This is a genomic window from Streptomyces sp. NPDC060000, from assembly GCF_042737375.1.
GTDB lineage: Bacteria > Actinomycetota > Actinomycetes > Streptomycetales > Streptomycetaceae > Streptomyces.
In genome coordinates this window covers 89,691-108,625 of sequence record NZ_JBHWUU010000008.1, presented here as the reverse complement: position 1 = coordinate 108,625, position 18,935 = coordinate 89,691, and the positions used below count along the sequence as shown (strand labels likewise).

Sequence of the window (18,935 nt, the reverse complement as noted above, 5' to 3'; positions counted from 1 at the left end):
GATGGCCGAAACCATAACGGCAGTCGACGGTCCTTGCGCAACCTTGATCCGTAATGTGAGACGGTCCTGATCAATGGGTAAGACGCCCAGCTCGCGGGCGTACCATCGGCCGCCATGACCACCTCCCCGCTGCCCGGCCCCCTTGTCGACGACACCTGGCTGGCCGCCCGGCTCGACGACCCGCGGCTGGTCGTCCTCGACGCGACGGTGCTGCTTCCCTCACCCCGCCACGACGGTGACCACCGTTGCGCCGGCGGCCGCGAGGGGTGGCTCGAACGACGCCTCCCGGGTTCCCGGCACGCCGACCTGACCGGCGACTTCTCCGACCAGGAGGCGCCCTACCACTTCGCCGTGCCGAGCCCGCGGGCGCTGGCCGACGCGCTCGCCCGGGTCGGCGTGGGGGAGGGGAGCACGGTGGTCGCGTACGACACCGGGGGCGGTATCTGGGCGGCCCGGCTGTGGTGGATGCTGCGGGCGATCTCCGTGCCGGCGGCCGTGCTCGACGGGGGCCTGACGGCATGGGAGTCGGCGGGACGGCCGATCGCGTCCGGCGACGACGAGGTGCCGGTACCCGAGGTGACGCCCGTCACCCCCGTCCCACGTCCCGGACTGTGGACAGACGTCCACCAGGTGGGCGCCATCAGCCGGGGCGAACAGCCGGGCACCCTGGTCTGTGCGCTGCCCGCGGACGGCTTCGACGGGTCGGTCCCCACCCGGTACAGCCGACGCGGGCACATACCCGGGAGCCGCAGTCTTCCGGGTCGCGAACTCCTGGACGCCGAAGGGCGCGTGCTGCCTCCGGCCGATCTCGCCGCGCGCGTCGGCGCCGGTCTCGACGCCGCCGACACGCCGCTCGTCCTGTACTGCGGTGGCGGTGTCTCGGCCGCCGGGGTGGCCCTCGCCCTCACCCTGCTCGGGCGCGAGGACGTGTCCCTCTACGACGGTTCCCTGGAGGAGTGGTCGAAGGATCCGGCACGACCGCTGGAGCTGGGCGGCCCGGCCCGACCGCGGCCGGGTGGGGCGACCGGCCCGTGACGGGCGGCGGCGCCCGTTCGGCGTCACCGCGAAGCCGTCCGCGGCACGCCCTCCGCCACGGCCGAACTTCGAAGGTAGATCCCGGAGACCGCGCTGAGGCACACGGCCGCCGCGTTCCGTCGGGTCATCCGAAGGATGCCGCCCGCCACCCCGGCCGCCTCGGCAGGGACATGCTGCAGGACGCGCGCCCGGTTGGGGGAGACGGTCAGGCCGGACGCGGCCAGGCAGACCGTCAGTACCCGCCGGGCCGCGCGATCCTCTCCACCGGGCATGCCGTCCTGCTCACCCCGGCTGGACGCTCCTGTCCCCGTCCCGGCAGGCCTGTTCGCATGATCGAAACACGCCGGTCGGCCCCGCCCGCGAACGGCGAGCCGGTGTGGCCGGGGACACGCCTCCCTCCCCCGAAGGTGACGTGTCCCCGGCGCTTCCCCCGGCGCAGGACTGCGGTCTCTACGCGGCCCGTCGGCTCACCAGCACATGATCGCCGTCTCGCCGGAACCCCAGCCGGAGTACAGGCGTACGCGGACGAAGTAGCGGCGTCCCTTCACGAGCCGGGCCCGGATCGTGGCGTTGTGCGGAGTGCCTCCGTCGTCGTGCCCCGCCAGGAAGCGGGGCTCGCCGTCCCGCTCCTCGAAGACCACGGCCAGCGCGTCGCCCTCGCCGAAGGTGGCGACGGTGTACTCGCGGGTCTCACGGGGTTCGACGGTGAAGTCGACCTGCTCGCCAGGCCCCAGCGACAGCGCCACCGAACGGTACGGCACCAGCGCGGGCGGACGCGGCGCGTCGGGCGGTGGATACCAGCCGAGGACGAACTCCTTGTCCAGCGGGGACAGTCCGCCGGACGGATGCACACCTCCGCGGAACTGCTCCGGCTCCAGGATCAGACCGGCCGGGAAGGGATACTCCATGACGGACTGCGAGTCCCACACCGACCCGTTCACCTCGGCCGGGTCCAGCTTGCGCAGCACGTTGAAGTGGGTCCTGGCCCGGCTCCAGTAGTTGGGCGGGCCCGCCAGATCGGCGTACACGGCCTCGTCGTCCCAGTGGAGACCGGCGAACGGGCTCTGGTGCTCGTGCTGCATGCCGAGCGCGTGCCCGATCTCGTGCAGCGCCGTCGCACGCTCCCCGGGCGCGGCCAGATCCCAGCCGAAGTTCATGGTGCGCTCGTTGAGACCGGCTGACAGCGCGTCCCGGCCCACCGCCGACCAGGAGCCGTCACCCGCCTGGAAGCCGATGCGCAACTCCGCCTCCGAGCGGTCCGCGACCTCGGTGAAGACCACCCCGATGCCCAGGTCCCGCCACTCGCGGAAGCAGTCCCGCACGACCATCCGCTGGCTTTCGCCGCCGGCCCACGACACCCAGCGGGTCTCCCCGGTGCCCGGCACCGGAATGACCGACCCGTCTCCCTCGTCGTCGAAGAAGCAGTAGTGCAGCACGGTGCCGTTGACCCACATCCGCCGCCCGCCCATGAGCGCGCCGAGCCGCTCGGCGGCCAGCCCCGGGGGAAACGCGGGAGCCGACTGCTGGGCGAGCGAGCAGTAACGGGCGGTCATGGGCTCCAGGTTGCCGTGCGGGGCCACCGCCGGGCCTGAGTCGGGGGCTACTCAAGTCGCCCTGTATCAGGCGTGAGTATGCCGACTCCTGTTGAGGTGACGACGATCGAGAACCGAACCGGAACCCTGCGACTGCCGTGGCCGTTCACGGGCCGCGACGAGGAACTGGGGCTTGTCCGGAGCGCCTTGACGGTGGGCAGGCCCGGCATCGTGGTCACGGGGCCGGCGGGCTGCGGCCGCACCCGCCTGGCCATGGAGGCGGTCCGCGGTACCGACTGTGCCCGGGTGGCCGGCACCCCCGGAACCCGCGACCTGCCCTTCGCCGCCTTCGCCCATCTGCTCCCGGAAGGCGTCACGCTGCACCGCGCGCTGCAACTCCTCTCCGGGGTGCGGCTGTTGCTGGTCGATGACGCGCAACTGCTGGACGACGCCTCGGCCGCCCTGCTGCACCAACTGGCGGTCCGGGGCCGCACTCGGCTGCTGGTCCTCGTCACGGACGGTGTCCTGGCGCCCGGCGCGGTCTCCCGGCTGTGGACCGGCGGACTCCTGCCCCGCCTGGTCCTGGAACAGTTGCCCCGCGAGGCGACCGTCCCGCTCCTCACCGCCGGCGCGGGTGGTCCCCTTGAGCCCCTCACCGCCAACCGTCTGCACCGCCTGTGCGGGGGCGACCTGGGTCTCCTGCGGGACCTGCTGGACGCGTTGCGCGAGCAGGGCCTGCTCACCAGGGGCGCGGACACCGACGTGCGGACGTGGCGCGGCCGGGTCCCGGTGACCCCGGCCCTGCGGGAACGCACCGCCGCCGTCCTCGCCCGTTCCCGCCCCGACGAACGCGAGACCCTGGACCGTCTCGCCTTCGCGGAACCCCTGCCGCTGGCGGCGGACACCCTGGATCTGCGGATCCTCGAACACCTGGAGGCGGACGGCCTCCTCGACGTCGATGACGACGGCACGACCGTCCGCCTGGCCCACCCCCTGCACGGACCGGTCCTGCGCGCCGCGGCCGGCCGACTGCGGGCCAGGCGGCTCTCCGGCCGACGACACTCCACCGCCCCCGCCCTCGAGGCGGAGGCGGCCGGACTGACCCGCCGCATCGAGCGGGCCGACGTCCGTACGACGCCCACGCCCGTTGGGGAGTGGCTGGTCGCGGAGGGGAAACCGGTACCAGCGCGGTACGCCGCCGTCCGCGCGCGGTTCTCACGGCTGCGGGGAGAACTGCGCGAGGCGGCGGCCTGGGCGGGGGAGGGCCTGGCCGTCGCCCCGCAGGACCGCGCCTGCCGCACCGAACTCGCCCTGGCCGCCGCCCAGTCGGGAGAGACGGGCGCACCGATCGACCTTCTCGCCGAACACCCGGGCACTGCCGCCTGGCACCCGGCCGCCCGCGGAGACCTCGACACGGCCCTGAAGACACTCGAACAGTCGTCGGTCGACGTCGGCGCGGTGGGCGCCGCTATCGGAACCGGCGCGGTGGGCGCCGGCACCGGCACGAGGGGCTCCCGCAGTGCCGCCAGCACGGCCGGTGGCGGCACGGACGTCGCCACCGTCACGACCGGCACCGTCAAGACCAGCGCCGGCACGGGTGCCTGCACCGGCGCCGGCACCGGTATGGGTATCGACACGGCCTCCACCGGCACTGTCACGACCGGCATCGGCACCGGCACCGGCACCGGCACGACCGGCATCGGCACCGGCACCGGTATGGGTGTCGACACGGCCGACACCGGCACGATCATCGCCGGCACGGGTGCCTGCATCGGCGCCGGCGCTGGTGCAGACGCGGGCATCCGCGGCGCCCGCGCGATCCAGGTACTGCCCGCCGCAGGCCACGCACGGACCACCCACGACCCCGACGCTGTCGACGACCCCAGCGCGGTTCGCGGCCCCGACGCGGTTCAGGGTCCCCACGCGATTCACGGCCCCGACGCGATCCCCGCCCCTCACGCGGCACACGACCCTTACACCCTCTACGACGCCGTCCGCCTGGGCGTGCCCGAGCGGGCCGTCCCGCTACTCCCGTCCGACGGCCTCTTCGCCCGTCACGCCCGCGCGCTCGCCCGGGCTGACGGGCCCGCGCTGGACCTGGTGGCCGCCGAGTTGCAGGAGCGCGGTTTCCTCCTCTTCGCGGCCGAGGCGTATGCCCAGGCGGTACGGGTCCACCGGGACGCCGGCGCGGCCCGCACCGCCCGTACCCGCGCCGTCGCCCTGGCCCGGCGCTGTCAGGGCGCCCGTACCCCGGCCCTGTCCGGCCTGGTCCTCGGCGAACTCACCGCCCGCCAGCGGCAGATCGTCACCCTCGCCGCGGCCGGCCTCAGCAACCGGCAGATCGCCGAACGCCTCACCCTGTCCGTCCGGACCGTCGGCAACCACCTCTACAGCGCCTACACCCGGCTTGGCGCGGGCGACCGCGGCGCCCTTGCGTGGCTGGTGGAGCAGCCTGCGTGAACAGGCCGGGCCGGCGGACGGCTCACGCCGCGCCGAACGCCGTGAAGGCCCACCCCGTCGCCTGGTGCAGCGCGTCGTCCGGCAGGGCGGCCCGGGCGTCCCGCAGGGCCTCGGCCAGCGGGAGACCGGCGCTGATGCCCTTGTGCAGGGCCAGCATCAGCGGGACGACCGCCTCGTCGTTGACGGGCGCGCTGCTCGCCACCACGCCCGCCGTGCCCAGCGGCAGCAACGCCGCGACCAGGCCCAGGAGTTCGTCCGCGCCGACCGAGGCGAGCCGGGCGGTGTCGCAGCTGGAGAGGATGATCCGGTAGGGACTGCGGGCGAGCCGCTCGAAGTCGTGGACGATCAGCGGCCCGTCCGCCATCCCCAGCGAGGAGAACATCGGGCTGTCGGCGCGGAACGTGCCGTGCGCGGCGATGTGCGCGAGCGCCGCCCCGTCCAGTTCCTCCAGCACGCGCGGCACACGGGCGTCGTCCTGCTCCAGCACGACCGGCCTGCCGTACCGCCCGGCCACCTCCGGCACCTCCGCCCCGCAGGACGCCAGCCCCGGCCCCCGCACCAGGACGTGCCGGCCGCCGGGGGGCGGTTCGGTCTCCCGCGCGCGCAGCCAGCCGCCGGCCGACGGCGAGACGCTCACCACCCGCTCCCGCAACGACGGCAGCAGCGCCCACGGCACCCGGTGCAGCCGGGCCGGCGGCACCACCACGAGCGGCCCCTGGCCCAGCTGCCCCGCCGCGTCGCCCAGCAGCAGCTCCTCCAGCTTCCGCCCCGCCGCCTCCACCACCGGCAGCCGGCCCTCCGCACCGGGATGGGCAAGCCGCCGCAGCCCGGCCTGGACGTGTTCGGCCTCCCGCTCCGCCTCGGCCAGCAGCCCGCCCGCGAACCGGCGCACCCGCCCGCCCCCGCACAGCAGCACCTGAACCCGCCCGTCCAGTACGGCCAGTTCGACCAACCGCCCGTCCCCGAGCCGCTCCAGCAGCCGCCCCGCGTCGAACCGGTCCCCGCCGAACCGGTCGCCGCCCCAGGGCGTGATCCCCCGGATGTGCAGGGTCCGGGACCGGATCTCCCGCTCCAGGCGCCGCTGTTCACGCTCCAGCGTGGGCACCGGCCGGCCGTCCATCCGGGCGGCCTCCGCGCGGGCGGCGATCACCCGGAAGGCGGTCAGTCCGCTCAGCAGCGCCGGGTCGGCCGGCGGCCGGGTGGGCGGTGTCGACAGCGCCGTGGCCCGCCACCGCTCGCTCCACACCAGCAACTGCCGCGGCCCGCCCCGCTCCAGACTGACCTCCTGGGCCAGCGCGGCGAGTTCCGCGCCCTGCGCGGTGGCCCGGGCCCGCAGCTCCGAGGCGCCCAGCGTCGTGCGGTGGTCGTCGAGGACGTCGAGCCCGCGCCTGCAGGCCTCGAGAACGCCCCGGCCCGAGCCGGTGGCCCGTGCCCACAGCGCCTGCGCCGCCCAGCCCGTCATCCGGGCCAGCGGCGGCCCGCTGCGCCGGCTGCGCGCCGCGATCTGCAGATACCGTTCGGCGTCGGTCGTCCAGTTCAGGTCCAGCGCGATCCGGCCCGCCAGCAGCCAGGCCTCCGGCGCGGCCGGTGCCTGGAAGGCGGCCAGCCGCTCGGCGAGCCTGGCGGCGTCCGCGACCAGCCGCCCCGAGGCACGCCCGGTGGCGACCCGCGCCTCGATCAGCACCAGCCGGGCGTGCGCCTCCCACCAGGTGCGCCGCTGCGCCGCGAAGAGCCTCTCGGCCACCGCCGCGCGGGCGATGGCCGTCCCCGGATCGCCCGCCAGCCGTGCCGCTCTCGCGGCCGCGAGCAGCAGCTCCGCCTTGCGGGTGGACTGCCCGCCGATGCCGTCCAGCACCGCGATCGCCGCGTCCGCCTCGGCCAGCGCCTCCGGCGCGAGACCGGCCGCCATCAGGACCTCGCAGCGCCGGATGTTGAGCATGAACGTCGGGGTGCCGAGCTTGGCGTACCGCTCCTCCGCCTCGTCGAGGAGCCGCAGCGCGGCGGGGACGTCCCCGGAACGGAACGCGGCCAGCCCCCGGCTCTCGACCGCGTCCGCCTTGTCGTGTTCCTGGCCGGTGGTGTCCCACAGTGCCTCGGCCGCCGTGAAGTCCGCCTCGGCCCGGTCCACCGCCCCGAGGGCCAGGTGCACGGTGGCGCGCAGGGTGAGGGCGCGCGCCGTCCAGATGACGTCGTCGGCCTGACGCAGCACGGGAATCGTCCGGCGTAGGTCCTCCAGCGCCTCGCGATGATGGCCGAGGACCCACAGGGAGTAGGCCCGCCGGTACAGCACACGCGCGCGGGTGTGGCCGGTCCCGCGCTCCACGCCCCGCTCGAAGGCGGCCAGTCCCTGCCAGGTGCGGCCCGCGTGCACCAGCGCCACACCGAGCGTGCCGAGGACGTCCGCCTCCCGCTCGGCCGACTCCGAGCGCGCCGCGAGATCCCGGGCGCGCCGCAGATGGTCCAGGGCGAGGCGCATGTCACCCCAGTCCCGCTGCCAGATCCCGATCACCTGGTGGGCGACCGAGGCGTGCAACGGCGTCGGATCGGTGTCCAGCAGCCCTTCCGCCCGCGACAACGCGTCGCCCGGGGCGGCGAAGACCATCGGGAGCAGTTCGAGAACCGAGTCGTTTCCCGCTGTCACTCCACGGATGGTAGTGCTCCGGCCTGCACGCCACACCGGTCCGGCACCGTATCCACCAGTAACAATTGGACGTGGCGTCAACGGACTCGGCATCGCGAGGGGGGCGTGCGATCGCAACCGCACCACCCTCATCCGCCGTCGCACCACCTGTATCAGCCGACCGTCTCGCGGGTCTTGCTGACGACCACCGGCTGTAAGGGGAGGACACGCCATGGCACCACAGCGATTCCACGAGCAGTTCGATCACCTCCAACGCGTGCTGCCCGACGTCCCGTTGGCGATGGGACCGGACGACTCCGCCGAGTTCATCTACGAGAAGGGCGTCGTCCTCGCCCGCGACGGCGAGGAGGCCCGGGTCGTCGAGGACGCCGTCCGCTCGCACTTCACCGCGACCGATGGCCTGGACCCGGAGCACGTGCGCCGGGCCGGCCCGCAGAACAACCGCTCGGGCATCACCCGCATCCGGGTCGGCGACCCCGGCGAGGGCGGACGCGGCGCCGACCACACCGTGGCGGGAGCCCTGCGCGCGCTGCGGCAGACGGAGGGACGCGCGGGCCGCCGGCTGGTCAGCCGCAATCACCTCGTGTCGATCGCGGTCAACGCCTGCCCGGGCGACGAGCCGGTGCCCGCCCCGCGCAGCGCGCGGCCCAACCCCGCCGCGGTCCAGCCGGCGGAGGGCGCCGCCGCCGCCGACGCCGTCGGCGTGCTCGTCGTCGACACCGGCCTGACCCACGACTACCGCTCCTACCCGCTGCTGGCCCGCACCGAGGGCGACGCCCAGGTCAGGGAGACCGACGAGAACGGGATCCTCCAGCAGTACGTCGGCCACGGCACGTTCATCGCGGGGCTCGTCGCGGCCGTCGCGCCGCACAGCGACGTCACCGTGCGGGGGACCCTCGACGACGCCGGCGCGATCCTGGAGTCCGAGTTCGGCGAACGGCTCTTCGACGCCGTCCAGGACGGCTGGCCCGACATCATCAGCCTCTCCGCAGGCACCTCCAACGGCCGGGTCGACGGCCTGCTCGGTGTGGCCGCGTTCATGGAGGAACTCCAGACGCAGGGCACCCTGTTGGTGGCGGCGGCCGGCAACAACGGCAGCGCCTCGCCCTTCTGGCCCGCCGCCTACGCCTCGCTGCCCGAGTACGCCGACGCGGTGCTGTCGGTGGGCGCCCTGCGCGGCGACGGCGAGTTCGGCGCCTGCTTCAGCAACCACGGTGCCTGGGTGAAGGTGTACGCCCCCGGCGAGCGCCTCGTCAGCGCCCTCACCGGCTTCGACACCCCCGTCCCGTACGTCTACCAGCACTCCACCTACGAGACCTGCCGCTACGGCTTCACCTATGCCTGCACCTGCCGGTCCCCGCGCCACACCGGCGTGTTGAGCGAGGCGCAGCAGACCACCGCGAGCAAGCCGGACCAGGTGATGTTCGAGGGGCTCGCGTCCTGGAGCGGCACGTCCTTCGCGACTCCGGTGGTGGCCGGGCTCGTCGCGGCGTACATGACCGCGAACGGGGTGACCGATCCGCGGGCCGCCGCCCGCCGACTGCTCGCCGACCGATCCGAGTTCGCGGAGGTGCGGGGTACGCACGTACCGGCACTGCTTCCGCCCACCTGGCGGCCGGTCCCGGTCGGTCCGGTGTGAGGGCGGCATGACGTCCGAGAGGGGCCCCGCCACGGCGTACGATGACAGGCCGTACACGAGGGGTGGGGCCGTGGACCGTACTGATGTCGGCGCGCTCGTCCAGTCCGCCGTCGACGGTGACACGGCGGCCTGGAAAGCGCTTGTGGACGGGTTGAGCCCGCTGGTGTGGTCGGTGGTTCGCGCCCACCGGCTCTCGGACGCCGACGGGCACGAGGTGTACCAGACCGTGTGGTTCCGCTTCGCCCAGCACCTCGGGCGGATCCGCGAGCCGCACAAGGCGGGTTCGTGGCTCGCGAGCACCGCGCGCAACGAGTGCTTGAAAGTGATCAAGAGCTTGAGGCGGCTGACCCCGACCGACGATCCCCTGCTGCTCGACCGGGCCAGCGAGGACCTGACTCCTGAGCAGTCGGTCCTCGACTCGGAGGAGACGGCCGCGCAGAGCGAGCGGGTCCGTTTTCTGTGGCAGGAGTTCGAGGCGCTCGGCGAGCGCTGCCGGCAACTGCTGCGGGTGCTGATCGCCTCGCCGCCGCCCAGCTATCAGCAGGTGTCGGCCGCCCTGGGCATCGCCGTCGGCAGCATCGGACCGATGCGCCAGCGATGTCTGCGCCGCCTGCGCGCCCGACTCGACGCACGGGGAGCCCTGTGAACGGCATGAACGGAATGAATGGCATGAACGACGACGAGGGCGACGACATCTTCGGCGAAGTCCCCTTCGTCGACGAGGAGTTCGACCACGACCGGCTGGAGGAGGAACTCCGCCAGGCCGCCGCCGTCCTGGACCCGGTACCGGCCGAGCTGCGCCGGGCCGCCATCGAGGCCTACGCGCTGCACGACCTGGACGCGCGGATCGCCGAGCTGACCTTCGACTCGCTGGTCGACGCCATCCCGGTGCGGGGCGCGGTGGACGTGCCACGGATGCTGACCTTCCACTCGGGTGGGCTGACGGTCGACGTCGAGGTGACCGACGAGGGCCTGATGGGCCAGCTGCTGCCCCCTCAGTCGGCCTCGGTCGAGGTGCTGCACGGCCCGCGTGCGGGCGCCGCGCTCGCCGCGGACGACCTGGGCCGCTTCGCCTGCGACGCGCCGCCCAGCGGCCCGTTCGCCCTGCGGCTGCGGACCGGCGCGGAGGTGGTCGTGACGGAGTGGCTGCGCGCCTGAGTCCCGAGGCGCCGGGGCCGTCGCTGAGGCCCGGACCACGTCCCTCGCCCTCCTCCACGAGGCGACTGCCGACCGTGACCCGCGCGCCGGGCATAGCGCGCCGTGGTCCCGGCGGTCGGCAGCGTGTCCACCGGCGGGTCACCGGTGACCCGGACCCCGACCGGCCGGTGCGGCGGTCTCCTCGTTCGCCCCGCCGGCCGTCACCCGGCCCGGCAGACCGCCCTGTCCGGGTGGGCCGCACGGAGGGCAACCGGTGACCGCGTCGCCTGTCGCCGGGCAGCCGGTGCCGCGACCCTTGCGGGTGGCGCGGCCGGACGTCAGCCGGTGGCGGCGTCGACCAGGGTCGCCAGCGCTGTGGCGAGCCGGGTGAGGCCCGGGCCGGCCGGGCCGCCCGGCTCGGTCATGTACGTGTCCCGCCGGATCTCCACCATCAGCGCGCTCACCCGCGGTTCCTTCCCGTAGTGCGCCAGGGGCACGTACGCCCCGGAGAAGGGGCTGTCCAGCCCGACCTCCCCCACCTCCCCGAACCCCTTCCGAGCGGCGGCGAGCAGCTCGGGCGGGGTGTGGAAGGCGTCGGTGCCGAGACAGACCGGCGGGCGCGGCCCCTCGCCGTGCAGCTCGTAGGGCAGCGGCTCGGTGGGATAGGAGTGCACATCGATGACCACGGCCCGTCCGACGGCTGCCAGCCGGTCGGCGACCGCGTCGGTCATCGCCTGGGCGTACGGCCGGAAGTAGCGGGCGACGAGGGGCTCGGGGTCGGTCGCCTGCGGCCGCAGCTCCTCGCGGTGCGTGGTCCGCGTGTACACGGCCCCCATGCCGACGGCCCGCATCTCCTCGCGCTCGTCCGGGAACCGCTCCGGGTCGACGACCAGCCGCGACAGCCGGTTCACGAACCGCCAGGGAGCCGTGCCCGCCAGCCGCGCCGCCTCCTCGGCGATCTCCGCGGTGTGCGAGTCGGTGATGTGGTCCAGCTCCCGCTCCAGAGCCCCGTCGTCCAGCACGATGTCCGCCCGCACCCCAGCCGGTATGGCCCGCGATGAATGCGGCACATGGAGGATCACCGGTGAGCCGGCCGCACCGGGCAGGAAGGCGAAGGACGGTGCGGCAGAGGTCATGAGGCTGCTCCCGGGGCATGGTCAGTGGTGTGGTGCATGATCACGGTGCCACACCCCGAACCGCACCGGTCGCGCACGGTACCCGGCCCAGGTGTCACGAAAGCCGGTGCCCGAAGGGCCGCAGGACCGGGGGACCGGGGGACCGGGGCCGGGTGACCGGGGCCGGGTGGGCGCAACGTGCTGTCGACGACGAACACCTGGTCTGTGCGTGCACGTGACCGTCGTCCCGGATCCGGCCCCAACCGCCGCCCGCGTCCGCCGGCCCGTACCGCTGCCCGCGTCCGCTGGCCCGTACCGCTGCCCGCGTCCGCCGGCCCGTACCGCTGCCCGCGTCCGCCGGCCCCAACTGCCGCCCGCGTCCGCCGGCCCGATCGCCGCACGCCTCCGCCGGTCCGACCGCCGCACGCCTCCGTCGGCCCGGGGTGGACGCACCTCCGCCCCGGCCGGGCGGTGCCGGTCGGGGCGGAGGTGCGTGTTCCGGTGTTCCCGTGCGTCAGCTCAGGGACGCCAGGGTCTCGTTCCAGGTGGCCGACGGGCGCATGAACGCCGCCGCCTTCGCCGGGTCGGGCTGGTAGTAGCCGCCGATGTCGGCCGGCTTGCCCTGGACGGCGAGCAGCTCGTCGACGATGGTCTGCTCCTTCGTGGCGAGCGTCTCGGCGAGCGGGGCGAAGGCCTTCGCCAGGTCCGCGTCCTCGGTCTGCGCGGCCAGCTCCTGCGCCCAGTACAGGGACAGGTAGAAGTGGCTGCCGCGGTTGTCGATGCCGCCGACCCGACGGGTCGGGGACTTGTCCTCGTTCAGGAAGGTCGCCGTGGCGCGGTCGAGGGTGTCGGCGAGGACCTTGGCGCGGGTGTTGCCGGTGAAGTCGGCGTACTGCTCGAGGGAGGGCACGAGCGCGAAGAACTCGCCCAGCGAGTCCCAGCGCAGGTAGTTCTCCTTGACCAGCTGCTGGACGTGCTTCGGCGCGGAACCGCCGGCGCCCGTCTCGAACAGGCCGCCGCCCGCCATCAGCGGGACGACCGACAGCATCTTGGCGCTGGTGCCCAGCTCCAGGATGGGGAAGAGGTCGGTGAGGTAGTCACGCAGCACGTTGCCGGTCACCGAGATGGTGTTCTCACCGCGGCGGATGCGCTCCACCGACAGCTTCGTCGCGTCGACCGGCGCGAGGACACGGATGTCCAGGCCCTCGGTGTCGTGCTCCGACAGGTAGGCGTTGACCTTGGCGATCAGGTTGGCGTCGTGGGCGCGGGTCTCGTCCAGCCAGAAGACGGCCGGGTCGCCGCTGGCGCGGGCGCGGGTGACGGCCAGCTTCACCCAGTCCTTGATCGGCGCGTCCTTGGTCTGGCAGGCGCGGAAGATGTCGCCGGCGGAGACCGTCTGCTCGATCACCACGTTGCCGGCCTGGTCGACGAGGCGGACCGTGCCGGTGGTCGGGATCTCGAAGGTCTTGTCGTGGCTGCCGTACTCCTCGGCCTTCTGCGCCATGAGGCCGACGTTCGGGACGGAGCCCATGGTCGACGGGTCGTAGGCGCCGTTGGCGCGGCAGTCGTCGAGCACGGCCTGGTAGACGCCGGCGTACGAGGAGTCCGGGAGCACCGCGAGAGTGTCGGCCTCCTGGCCGTCCGGCCCCCACATGTGGCCGGAGGTGCGGATCATGGCCGGCATCGAGGCGTCGACGATCACGTCGGACGGCACGTGCAGGTTGGTGATGCCCTTGTCGGAGTCGACCATCGCCAGGGCCGGGCCCTCGGCGAGCTCGGCGTCGAAGGAGGCCTTGATCTCGGCGCCCTCCGGCAGGGACTCCAGGCCCTTGTAGATGCCGCCCAGACCGTCGTTCGGGGTCAGGCCGGCCGCGGCGAGCGTCTGGCCGTACTTCGCGAAGGTCTTCGGGAAGAAGGCGCGCACCACGTGACCGAAGATGATCGGGTCGGAGACCTTCATCATCGTGGCCTTGAGGTGCACGGAGAACAGCACGTCCTCGGCCTTGGCGCGGGCGATCTGCGCGGTGAGGAACTCGCGCAGCGGCGCGACGTGCAGGACGGAGGCGTCGACGACCTCCCCCTCGAGGACCGGTACCGACTCGCGCAGCACCTTGGTCGAGCCGTCGTCGCCGACCAGCTCGATCTTCAGGGTGCCGGCCTCGGAGATCACGACCGACTTCTCGGTGGAGCGGAAGTCGTTCTCGCCCATGGTGGCGACGTTGGTCTTCGACTCCGACGACCAGGCGCCCATGCGGTGCGGGTGGGTCTTCGCGTAGTTCTTGACCGACGCGGGGGCGCGGCGGTCGGAGTTGCCCTCGCGCAGGACCGGGTTCACGGCGGAACCCTTGACCTTGTCGTAGCGGGCCTGGATGTCCCGCTCCTCGTCGGTCTTCGGGTCGTCCGGGTAGGCCGGCAGCGCGTAGCCCTGGGCCTGCAGCTCGGCGACCGCGGCCTTGAGCTGCGGGATCGACGCCGAGATGTTCGGCAGCTTGATGATGTTGGCCTCGGGCGTCTTGGCCAGCTCGCCGAGCTCGGTCAGCGCGTCCGGGATCCGCTGGTCCTCGGTCAGGTACTCCGGGAACACGGCGATGATGCGCCCGGCCAGCGAGATGTCCCGCGTCTGGACCGCGACACCCGCCTGCGAGGCGTACGCCTGGACCACCGGCAGGAAGGAATACGTCGCCAGGGCCGGGGCCTCGTCAGTGTGCGTATAGATGATGGTCGAGTCAGTCACCGGGTGCTCCGCTCCACGTCTGCAACATTGCTCGACATCAAGATATCTCGTGACCGGGATCGGCTCGACAGGGGTCTCCTCACACTTCGGCATGTCCATGTTCTCTCTCGGGGCAACCGAAGCGCCGGTTTTCGTAGTCCCTCAGGTGAATCCACGACCTGATCCGACGGCCGGACCGACCACCCGGCCGCCCGAGCGAAAGCGGACCATGAGATATCGCAGCAGAGTGACGGCCCCGGTGGCCGCCCTGATCGGCACCGCAGCAGTCCTGGCCGGGGGAAACACGGCGTACGCGGACCCGAAGCCCGATGAGGCCCCCGCCCCCGCCCCCGAGACCCTCGGCGACCCCGTCTTCCCGGCCCTGGGCAACGACGGCTACCGCGCCGACGCCTACCACCTCGACCTCTCCTACGACCCCACGACCACGCTCGTCGACGGCACGGCGACCCTCGAGCTGCGCACCACCCAGGCCCTCGACCGTCTCTCGCTCGACGCCCTGGGTCTGGACATCCGCACGGTCCGGGTCGACGGCCGCACCGCCACCTTCGAGCAGGTGGACGAGAAGCTGCGGATCACCCCCGCCAGGGCGCTGCCGGCCCGGGCCCGCGTCACCGTGTGCGTGACCTACTCGGCGGACCCGCGCCGCAAGCTCGCGCACACCGCGTGGGTCCCCACGGCGGACGGATTCGCGATCTGCCCCCAGCCGGACTCGGCGCACACCGTCTTCCCCTGCAACGACCACCCGTCGGACAAGGCGGACTTCACCTTCCGCATCACCGTCCCCTCCGCCCTGCGGGCCGTCGCGAACGGCTCGCTGGTGTGCACCGAGGACCTGGCCGGCGACCGGACCGCGTACACCTACCGCTCCCGCTCACCGATCGCCACCGAGCTGGTGCAGATCACGGTCGGCGACTACGTCGTCAAGCAGCGCCAGGGCCCGCACGGCCTGCCGCTGCGCGATGTCGTCCCGGCCGCGCGGGCCGAGGCCCTGGAACCCGCCCTCGCGCTCACCCCGGGCCTGGTCGAGTGGCTCGAGGAGCGGCTCGGCGCCTACCCCTTCGAGACGTACGGGCTGCTGCCCTGCAACTCCGACGACCCGAACGCCTTCGACTTCACCGGCCTGGAGACCCAGACCCTCACCCTCTACAAGCCGAACTTCCTGCTCCAGGCGGAGCCGAAGATCGGCTCGCACATGATGCACGAGCTGGTCCACTCCTACTTCGGCAACAGCGTCAGCCCCGCCACCTGGGCCGACCTCTGGCTCAACGAGGGCCACGCCGACTTCTACGGGCTGCTGTACCGCTACGAGCGGGGCTGGGCGGACTCCCTGGGCCTGACCACCTTCGAGGCCCGGATGAAGGACACCTACGCGCGCGGCGACCAGTGGCGGAAGACCTCCGGGCCGGTCGCCGCGCCGAACGCGGTCAATCTCTTCGACAGCCAGCGCTACCTGGGCGGCGTCCTCGTCCTGTATGCACTGCGGCAACTCATCGGCGAGGACGCCTTCCACGCGGTCGAGCGGACCTTCCTGGCCCGCCACCGCAACTCCTCGGCGTCGACGGAGGACTACATAGCCGTCGCCTCGCACACCAGCGGGCAGGACGTGTCCGGCTTCCTGCGGGACTGGCTGTACGGCACGACGACACCGAGGATGCCCGGCCATCCGGACTGGACGGTCACCCCGGTGACGCCGTCCCTCACCGCCCCGCGCCGCCTGACGGCCGCGCGCTGGCACGAGAACTCGGCCACGCTCTGAGCCGAGTGGCCGCCGTCAGTCGTGCAGGGCGTGCATCCCGCCCTGCACGACCTCGTCGCCGGTCCGCTGCTGCGGGATGACGACGGTGCCCGACTGCAACGCCACCGTGCGGGCCGGCGCCGGGATCCGGATGCCCTCCTCGCGGTAGCGGCGGTGCAGGCGCTTGATGAACTCGTGCTTGATCCGGTACTGGTCGCTGAACTCGCCGACGCCCAGGATCACCGTGAACCCGATCCGGGAGTCGCCGAAGGTGTGGAAGCGGATGGCGGGTTCGTGGTCCGGGAGGGCGCCGTCGACACCCGTCATGACCTCCGCGATGACCTCCGAGGTCACCCGCTCCACCTGCTCCAGGTCGCTGTCGTAGGCCACGCCCACCTGCACCAGGATCGTCAACTGCTGCTCGGGACGCATGTAGTTGGTCATGTTCGTCTTGGCGAGCTGCCCGTTGGGGATGACCACGAGGTTGTTGGAGAGCGCGCGCACGGTCGTCTGACGCCAGTTGATGTCCTCGACGTAGCCCTCCTCACCGCTGCTCAGCTTGATGTAGTCACCGGGCTGGACGGTCTTGGAGGCGAGGATGTGGATGCCGGCGAAGAGGTTGGCGAGGGTGTCCTGGAGGGCCAGCGCGACGGCCAGACCTCCGACGCCCAGGGCGGTCAGCATCGGGGCTATGGAGATGCCGAGCGTCTGCAGCACCACCAGGAAGCCGATCGCCAGGACCAGGATCCGGGTGATGTTCACGAAGATCGTGGCCGACCCGGCGACACCGGAGCGGGAGGAGGTCACCGACTGCACCAGCCCGGCGACGACCCGCGCCGCCGACACGGTCACCACGAAGATCAGCAGCACGGTCAGGCACTGGTTGACGGTGTGCTGCACGGTCTTCGTCAGCGGCAGCACCGCGGCGGCGGCCGCCGTGCCACCGGCGATCATCGCCCACGGCACCACGGTGCGCAGCGCGTCCACGACGACGTCGTCGCCGCTCCACTTCGTGCGCTTGGCGTGTTTCCCCAGCCAGCGCAGCAGCGTGCGCGAAAGGAAGGCGGCCAACAGGCCGGTGGCCAGGGCGATTCCGGCGATGACTCCGTCGTCCAGGGTCAGGGCGCGGTTCACCGGTCACCTCCGGGAAGTCGATCCGCGGCACACGGAGCCGCCGACGGCCGGATGTGAAGTCTCGTCACGATGTCACCTGTTCGTTCCGGGATGTGCGGTCGCGCCCCGTCCGCAGAAGTGGCGCGACCGACCATCCTGCCGTATCCGGCACGGGAGTTCGTACCCGAGGATCCGGCCGCGGGTGGCGGGATCCGCAGCTCGGGCAATGCATCCGGCCAGTTGCGGACGTCCGCCGCGGATACGGGGGACGCGGTCGCGGGACGGTTCCGCAGTGCCGTTCGTGCTGAACCGCCCCACCGGGGCGCGGACGAGCGCGGCGGCGCGTCCCGTACCCAGGGGTGGTGCGGAATTGCCGTACGGGGGTGAGAGGGCGAGCGCGGCGGCGCGTCCCGTACGAGGGGGTGCCGGAGTCGCCGTACCGGGGCGAGCGCGAGCGCGGCGGCGCGTTCTGTGCGGGCCCGTACGGGGAGTGGTGCGGGGATCGCGTACCGGGGCGGCAGTGAGCGGGGTGGTGCGGGCTCGGGCGGCCGGAAAAGGCTGCGGCGCTCTGACGCGGCGGAGCCGGGACGGCGTACGCGGGCGGCCTCCGGCGCCGGCGGCCGCCTCAGATGACCTTCATCCGTACCAGCGCCCCGAGCGTCAGCGCCCCCGGCACCAGGGGCAGCCACACGGTGATGATCCGGTAGCCGAGGACCACGGCCGTGGCGATCGCCACCGGGCCACCCGCCGCCACCAGCGCCACGATCAGCGCCGCCTCCACCGAGCCGATCCCGCCGGGCGTCGGGACCAGCGCGACCGCCACGGTCGCCGCCAGGTACGCGACCGCCATGTGCGCCACCGGCACCGGCAGCCCCAACGCCTGCCCCACCGCGGCCAGACCGGCCCCCTGGAGCACCGGGAACGCCAGCGAGCCGCCCCACAGGGCCAGCGCCCGGGCGGGGCGCGAGTGCACCGAGCGGGCCTCGCCGAGCGCGGTGCGCAGGAAGGAGCAGACCGCCGACCGCAGCCGTCGTACGAGGGCGAGCGCGCCCGCCACCACCAGCACGACCGCCCCGAGGGCGCCCAGGAGCGGGCCGAGCGCCCCGCCCGGCAGCAGGGAGCCGAGCCGCAGCGCGTCCGGGAAGACGAGCAGCAGCACGCTCAGCAGGCCCACCCGGGCCACGCCCTCCGCCAGCAGATACAGCGCGAGGGCCGCGGAGGAACGGGCCAGCGGCACTCCGCACACGGTCATGAACCGCAGGTTGACCGCGCTCGCGCCCAGTCCCGTCGGCAGCAGATGGTTGGCCGCGCCCGCGGCGAACTGCGCGGCCAGCAGCCGCCGCCCGGGCAGCCGCTCCACCACCGCGCCCTGCCGGGTGACGGCCGCCGCCACCCACGTCAGGCAGGTCGTCCCGACCGCGGCCAGCAGCCAGGGCCACTGCGCGCCCCGCAACTGCGTGAAGCCCTCGACGAGAACGGACCGGTGCCGCACGGCGACCACGGTGACGAGCAGGAGCGGAAGCAGACACAGGATCCGGCGCACCAGCACGCGGCGGGCCGGCCCGTCAGGGGGAAGAGGAACGGGAACCGCTGTCACACTCGGAGAGGTTCGCCGCCCGGCGCCAACTGCGGGTTGCGGAAACGGGGACGGAACATTACGTACGGTCATCGGGTCCCTCGTCTGATCCTCTGGCCGGTACCTCGTCCGGTACCTCGTCTGGTCCTTCGTCACCGATGAGATCTTCACCGAGCTTGTGGGGCGAAGGTTGACCTCAAGGTTGCTTGAGGTCTTAC

13 protein-coding genes are annotated in these 18,935 nt (G+C 73.2%); 6 read left to right on the top strand and 7 right to left on the bottom strand.

Translation table 11 applies throughout. The features are described from left to right. The first annotated feature begins 114 nt into the window (after positions 1–114). A complete protein-coding gene (locus ACFWBB_RS07050) occupies positions 115–1,035 on the top strand; it encodes a sulfurtransferase (protein ID WP_385267940.1) in 921 nt (306 codons plus the stop codon). 23 nt (positions 1,036–1,058) lie between these two features. On the opposite strand, the gene ACFWBB_RS07045 is transcribed toward ACFWBB_RS07050, so the two are convergent. Continuing rightward, complete coding sequence (locus ACFWBB_RS07045; protein WP_385267938.1) at positions 1,059–1,307, bottom strand: hypothetical protein; 249 nt, start codon at positions 1,305–1,307, stop codon at positions 1,059–1,061. Between the two features lie 195 nt (positions 1,308–1,502). Then, positions 1,503–2,588 (bottom strand): M12 family metallopeptidase, encoded by a 1,086-nt coding sequence (locus ACFWBB_RS07040; RefSeq protein ID WP_385267936.1) that lies wholly within the window; start codon positions 2,586–2,588, stop codon positions 1,503–1,505. A 78-nt stretch (positions 2,589–2,666) separates the two neighbouring features. On the opposite strand from ACFWBB_RS07040, the gene ACFWBB_RS07035 reads away from it, so the two are divergent. Further along, entirely contained in the window at positions 2,667–5,027 is a 2,361-nt protein-coding gene (locus ACFWBB_RS07035; protein ID WP_385267934.1) for a LuxR C-terminal-related transcriptional regulator, read from the top strand. A gap of 22 nt (positions 5,028–5,049) precedes the next feature. Here the strand turns inward: ACFWBB_RS07035 and ACFWBB_RS07030 are convergent, their stop codons facing one another. Beyond that, positions 5,050–7,629, bottom strand: a complete 2,580-nt coding sequence (locus ACFWBB_RS07030; RefSeq protein WP_385268031.1) for a CHAT domain-containing protein — start codon at positions 7,627–7,629, stop codon at positions 5,050–5,052. A gap of 250 nt (positions 7,630–7,879) precedes the next feature. Here ACFWBB_RS07030 and ACFWBB_RS07025 point away from each other — a divergent pair, with 250 nt between their 5' ends. The 3 genes from ACFWBB_RS07025 (at position 7,880) to ACFWBB_RS07015 (ending at position 10,465) form a co-directional block, all read left to right on the top strand. After that, the gene (locus ACFWBB_RS07025; protein ID WP_385267932.1) at positions 7,880–9,307 is read left to right on the top strand and encodes a S8/S53 family peptidase; all 1,428 of its coding nucleotides are present in this window, start codon (positions 7,880–7,882) and stop codon (positions 9,305–9,307) included. A 70-nt stretch (positions 9,308–9,377) separates the two neighbouring features. Beyond that, positions 9,378–9,953 carry an RNA polymerase sigma factor gene (locus ACFWBB_RS07020; protein ID WP_385267930.1) on the top strand — a complete coding sequence of 192 codons (576 nt, stop codon included), beginning with the start codon at positions 9,378–9,380 and terminating at the stop codon, positions 9,951–9,953. A gap of 23 nt (positions 9,954–9,976) precedes the next feature. Beyond that, positions 9,977–10,465, top strand: a complete 489-nt coding sequence (locus ACFWBB_RS07015; RefSeq protein ID WP_385267928.1) for a hypothetical protein — start codon at positions 9,977–9,979, stop codon at positions 10,463–10,465. 317 nt (positions 10,466–10,782) lie between these two features. Here ACFWBB_RS07015 and ACFWBB_RS07010 read toward each other — a convergent pair whose 3' ends face one another. Then, entirely contained in the window at positions 10,783–11,580 is a 798-nt protein-coding gene (locus ACFWBB_RS07010) for an N-formylglutamate amidohydrolase (protein WP_385267926.1), read from the bottom strand. A 493-nt stretch (positions 11,581–12,073) separates the two neighbouring features. Continuing rightward, complete coding sequence (locus ACFWBB_RS07005; RefSeq protein WP_385267924.1) at positions 12,074–14,293, bottom strand: NADP-dependent isocitrate dehydrogenase; 2,220 nt, start codon at positions 14,291–14,293, stop codon at positions 12,074–12,076. Positions 14,294–14,501: 208 nt separating this feature from the next. On the opposite strand from ACFWBB_RS07005, the gene ACFWBB_RS07000 reads away from it, so the two are divergent. Next, positions 14,502–16,049, top strand: coding sequence for a M1 family metallopeptidase (locus tag ACFWBB_RS07000; RefSeq protein WP_385267922.1), 1,548 nt, complete (start codon positions 14,502–14,504; stop codon positions 16,047–16,049). A 15-nt stretch (positions 16,050–16,064) separates the two neighbouring features. Here the strand turns inward: ACFWBB_RS07000 and ACFWBB_RS06995 are convergent, their stop codons facing one another. After that, a complete protein-coding gene (locus ACFWBB_RS06995; protein ID WP_385267920.1) occupies positions 16,065–17,162 on the bottom strand; it encodes a mechanosensitive ion channel family protein in 1,098 nt (365 codons plus the stop codon). Between the two features lie 604 nt (positions 17,163–17,766). Next, positions 17,767–18,738 (bottom strand): YbhN family protein, encoded by a 972-nt coding sequence (locus tag ACFWBB_RS06990; protein WP_385267918.1) that lies wholly within the window; start codon positions 18,736–18,738, stop codon positions 17,767–17,769. Between the last annotated feature and the right edge of the window lie 197 nt (positions 18,739–18,935).

Excerpts from the sequence above, each read along its gene's own strand:
- ACFWBB_RS07050 (WP_385267940.1), top strand. The coding sequence starts at position 115 with ATGACCACCTCCCCGCTGCCCGGCCCCCTTGTCGACGACACCTGGCTG.
- ACFWBB_RS07045 (WP_385267938.1), bottom strand. The coding sequence starts at position 1,307 with ATGCCCGGTGGAGAGGATCGCGCGGCCCGGCGGGTACTGACGGTCTGC.
- ACFWBB_RS07040 (WP_385267936.1), bottom strand. The coding sequence starts at position 2,588 with ATGACCGCCCGTTACTGCTCGCTCGCCCAGCAGTCGGCTCCCGCGTTT.
- ACFWBB_RS07035 (WP_385267934.1), top strand. The coding sequence starts at position 2,667 with ATGCCGACTCCTGTTGAGGTGACGACGATCGAGAACCGAACCGGAACC.
- ACFWBB_RS07030 (WP_385268031.1), bottom strand. The coding sequence starts at position 7,629 with ATGGTCTTCGCCGCCCCGGGCGACGCGTTGTCGCGGGCGGAAGGGCTG.
- ACFWBB_RS07025 (WP_385267932.1), top strand. The coding sequence starts at position 7,880 with ATGGCACCACAGCGATTCCACGAGCAGTTCGATCACCTCCAACGCGTG.
- ACFWBB_RS07015 (WP_385267928.1), top strand. The coding sequence starts at position 9,977 with ATGAACGACGACGAGGGCGACGACATCTTCGGCGAAGTCCCCTTCGTC.
- ACFWBB_RS07010 (WP_385267926.1), bottom strand. The coding sequence starts at position 11,580 with ATGACCTCTGCCGCACCGTCCTTCGCCTTCCTGCCCGGTGCGGCCGGC.
- ACFWBB_RS07000 (WP_385267922.1), top strand. The coding sequence starts at position 14,502 with ATGAGATATCGCAGCAGAGTGACGGCCCCGGTGGCCGCCCTGATCGGC.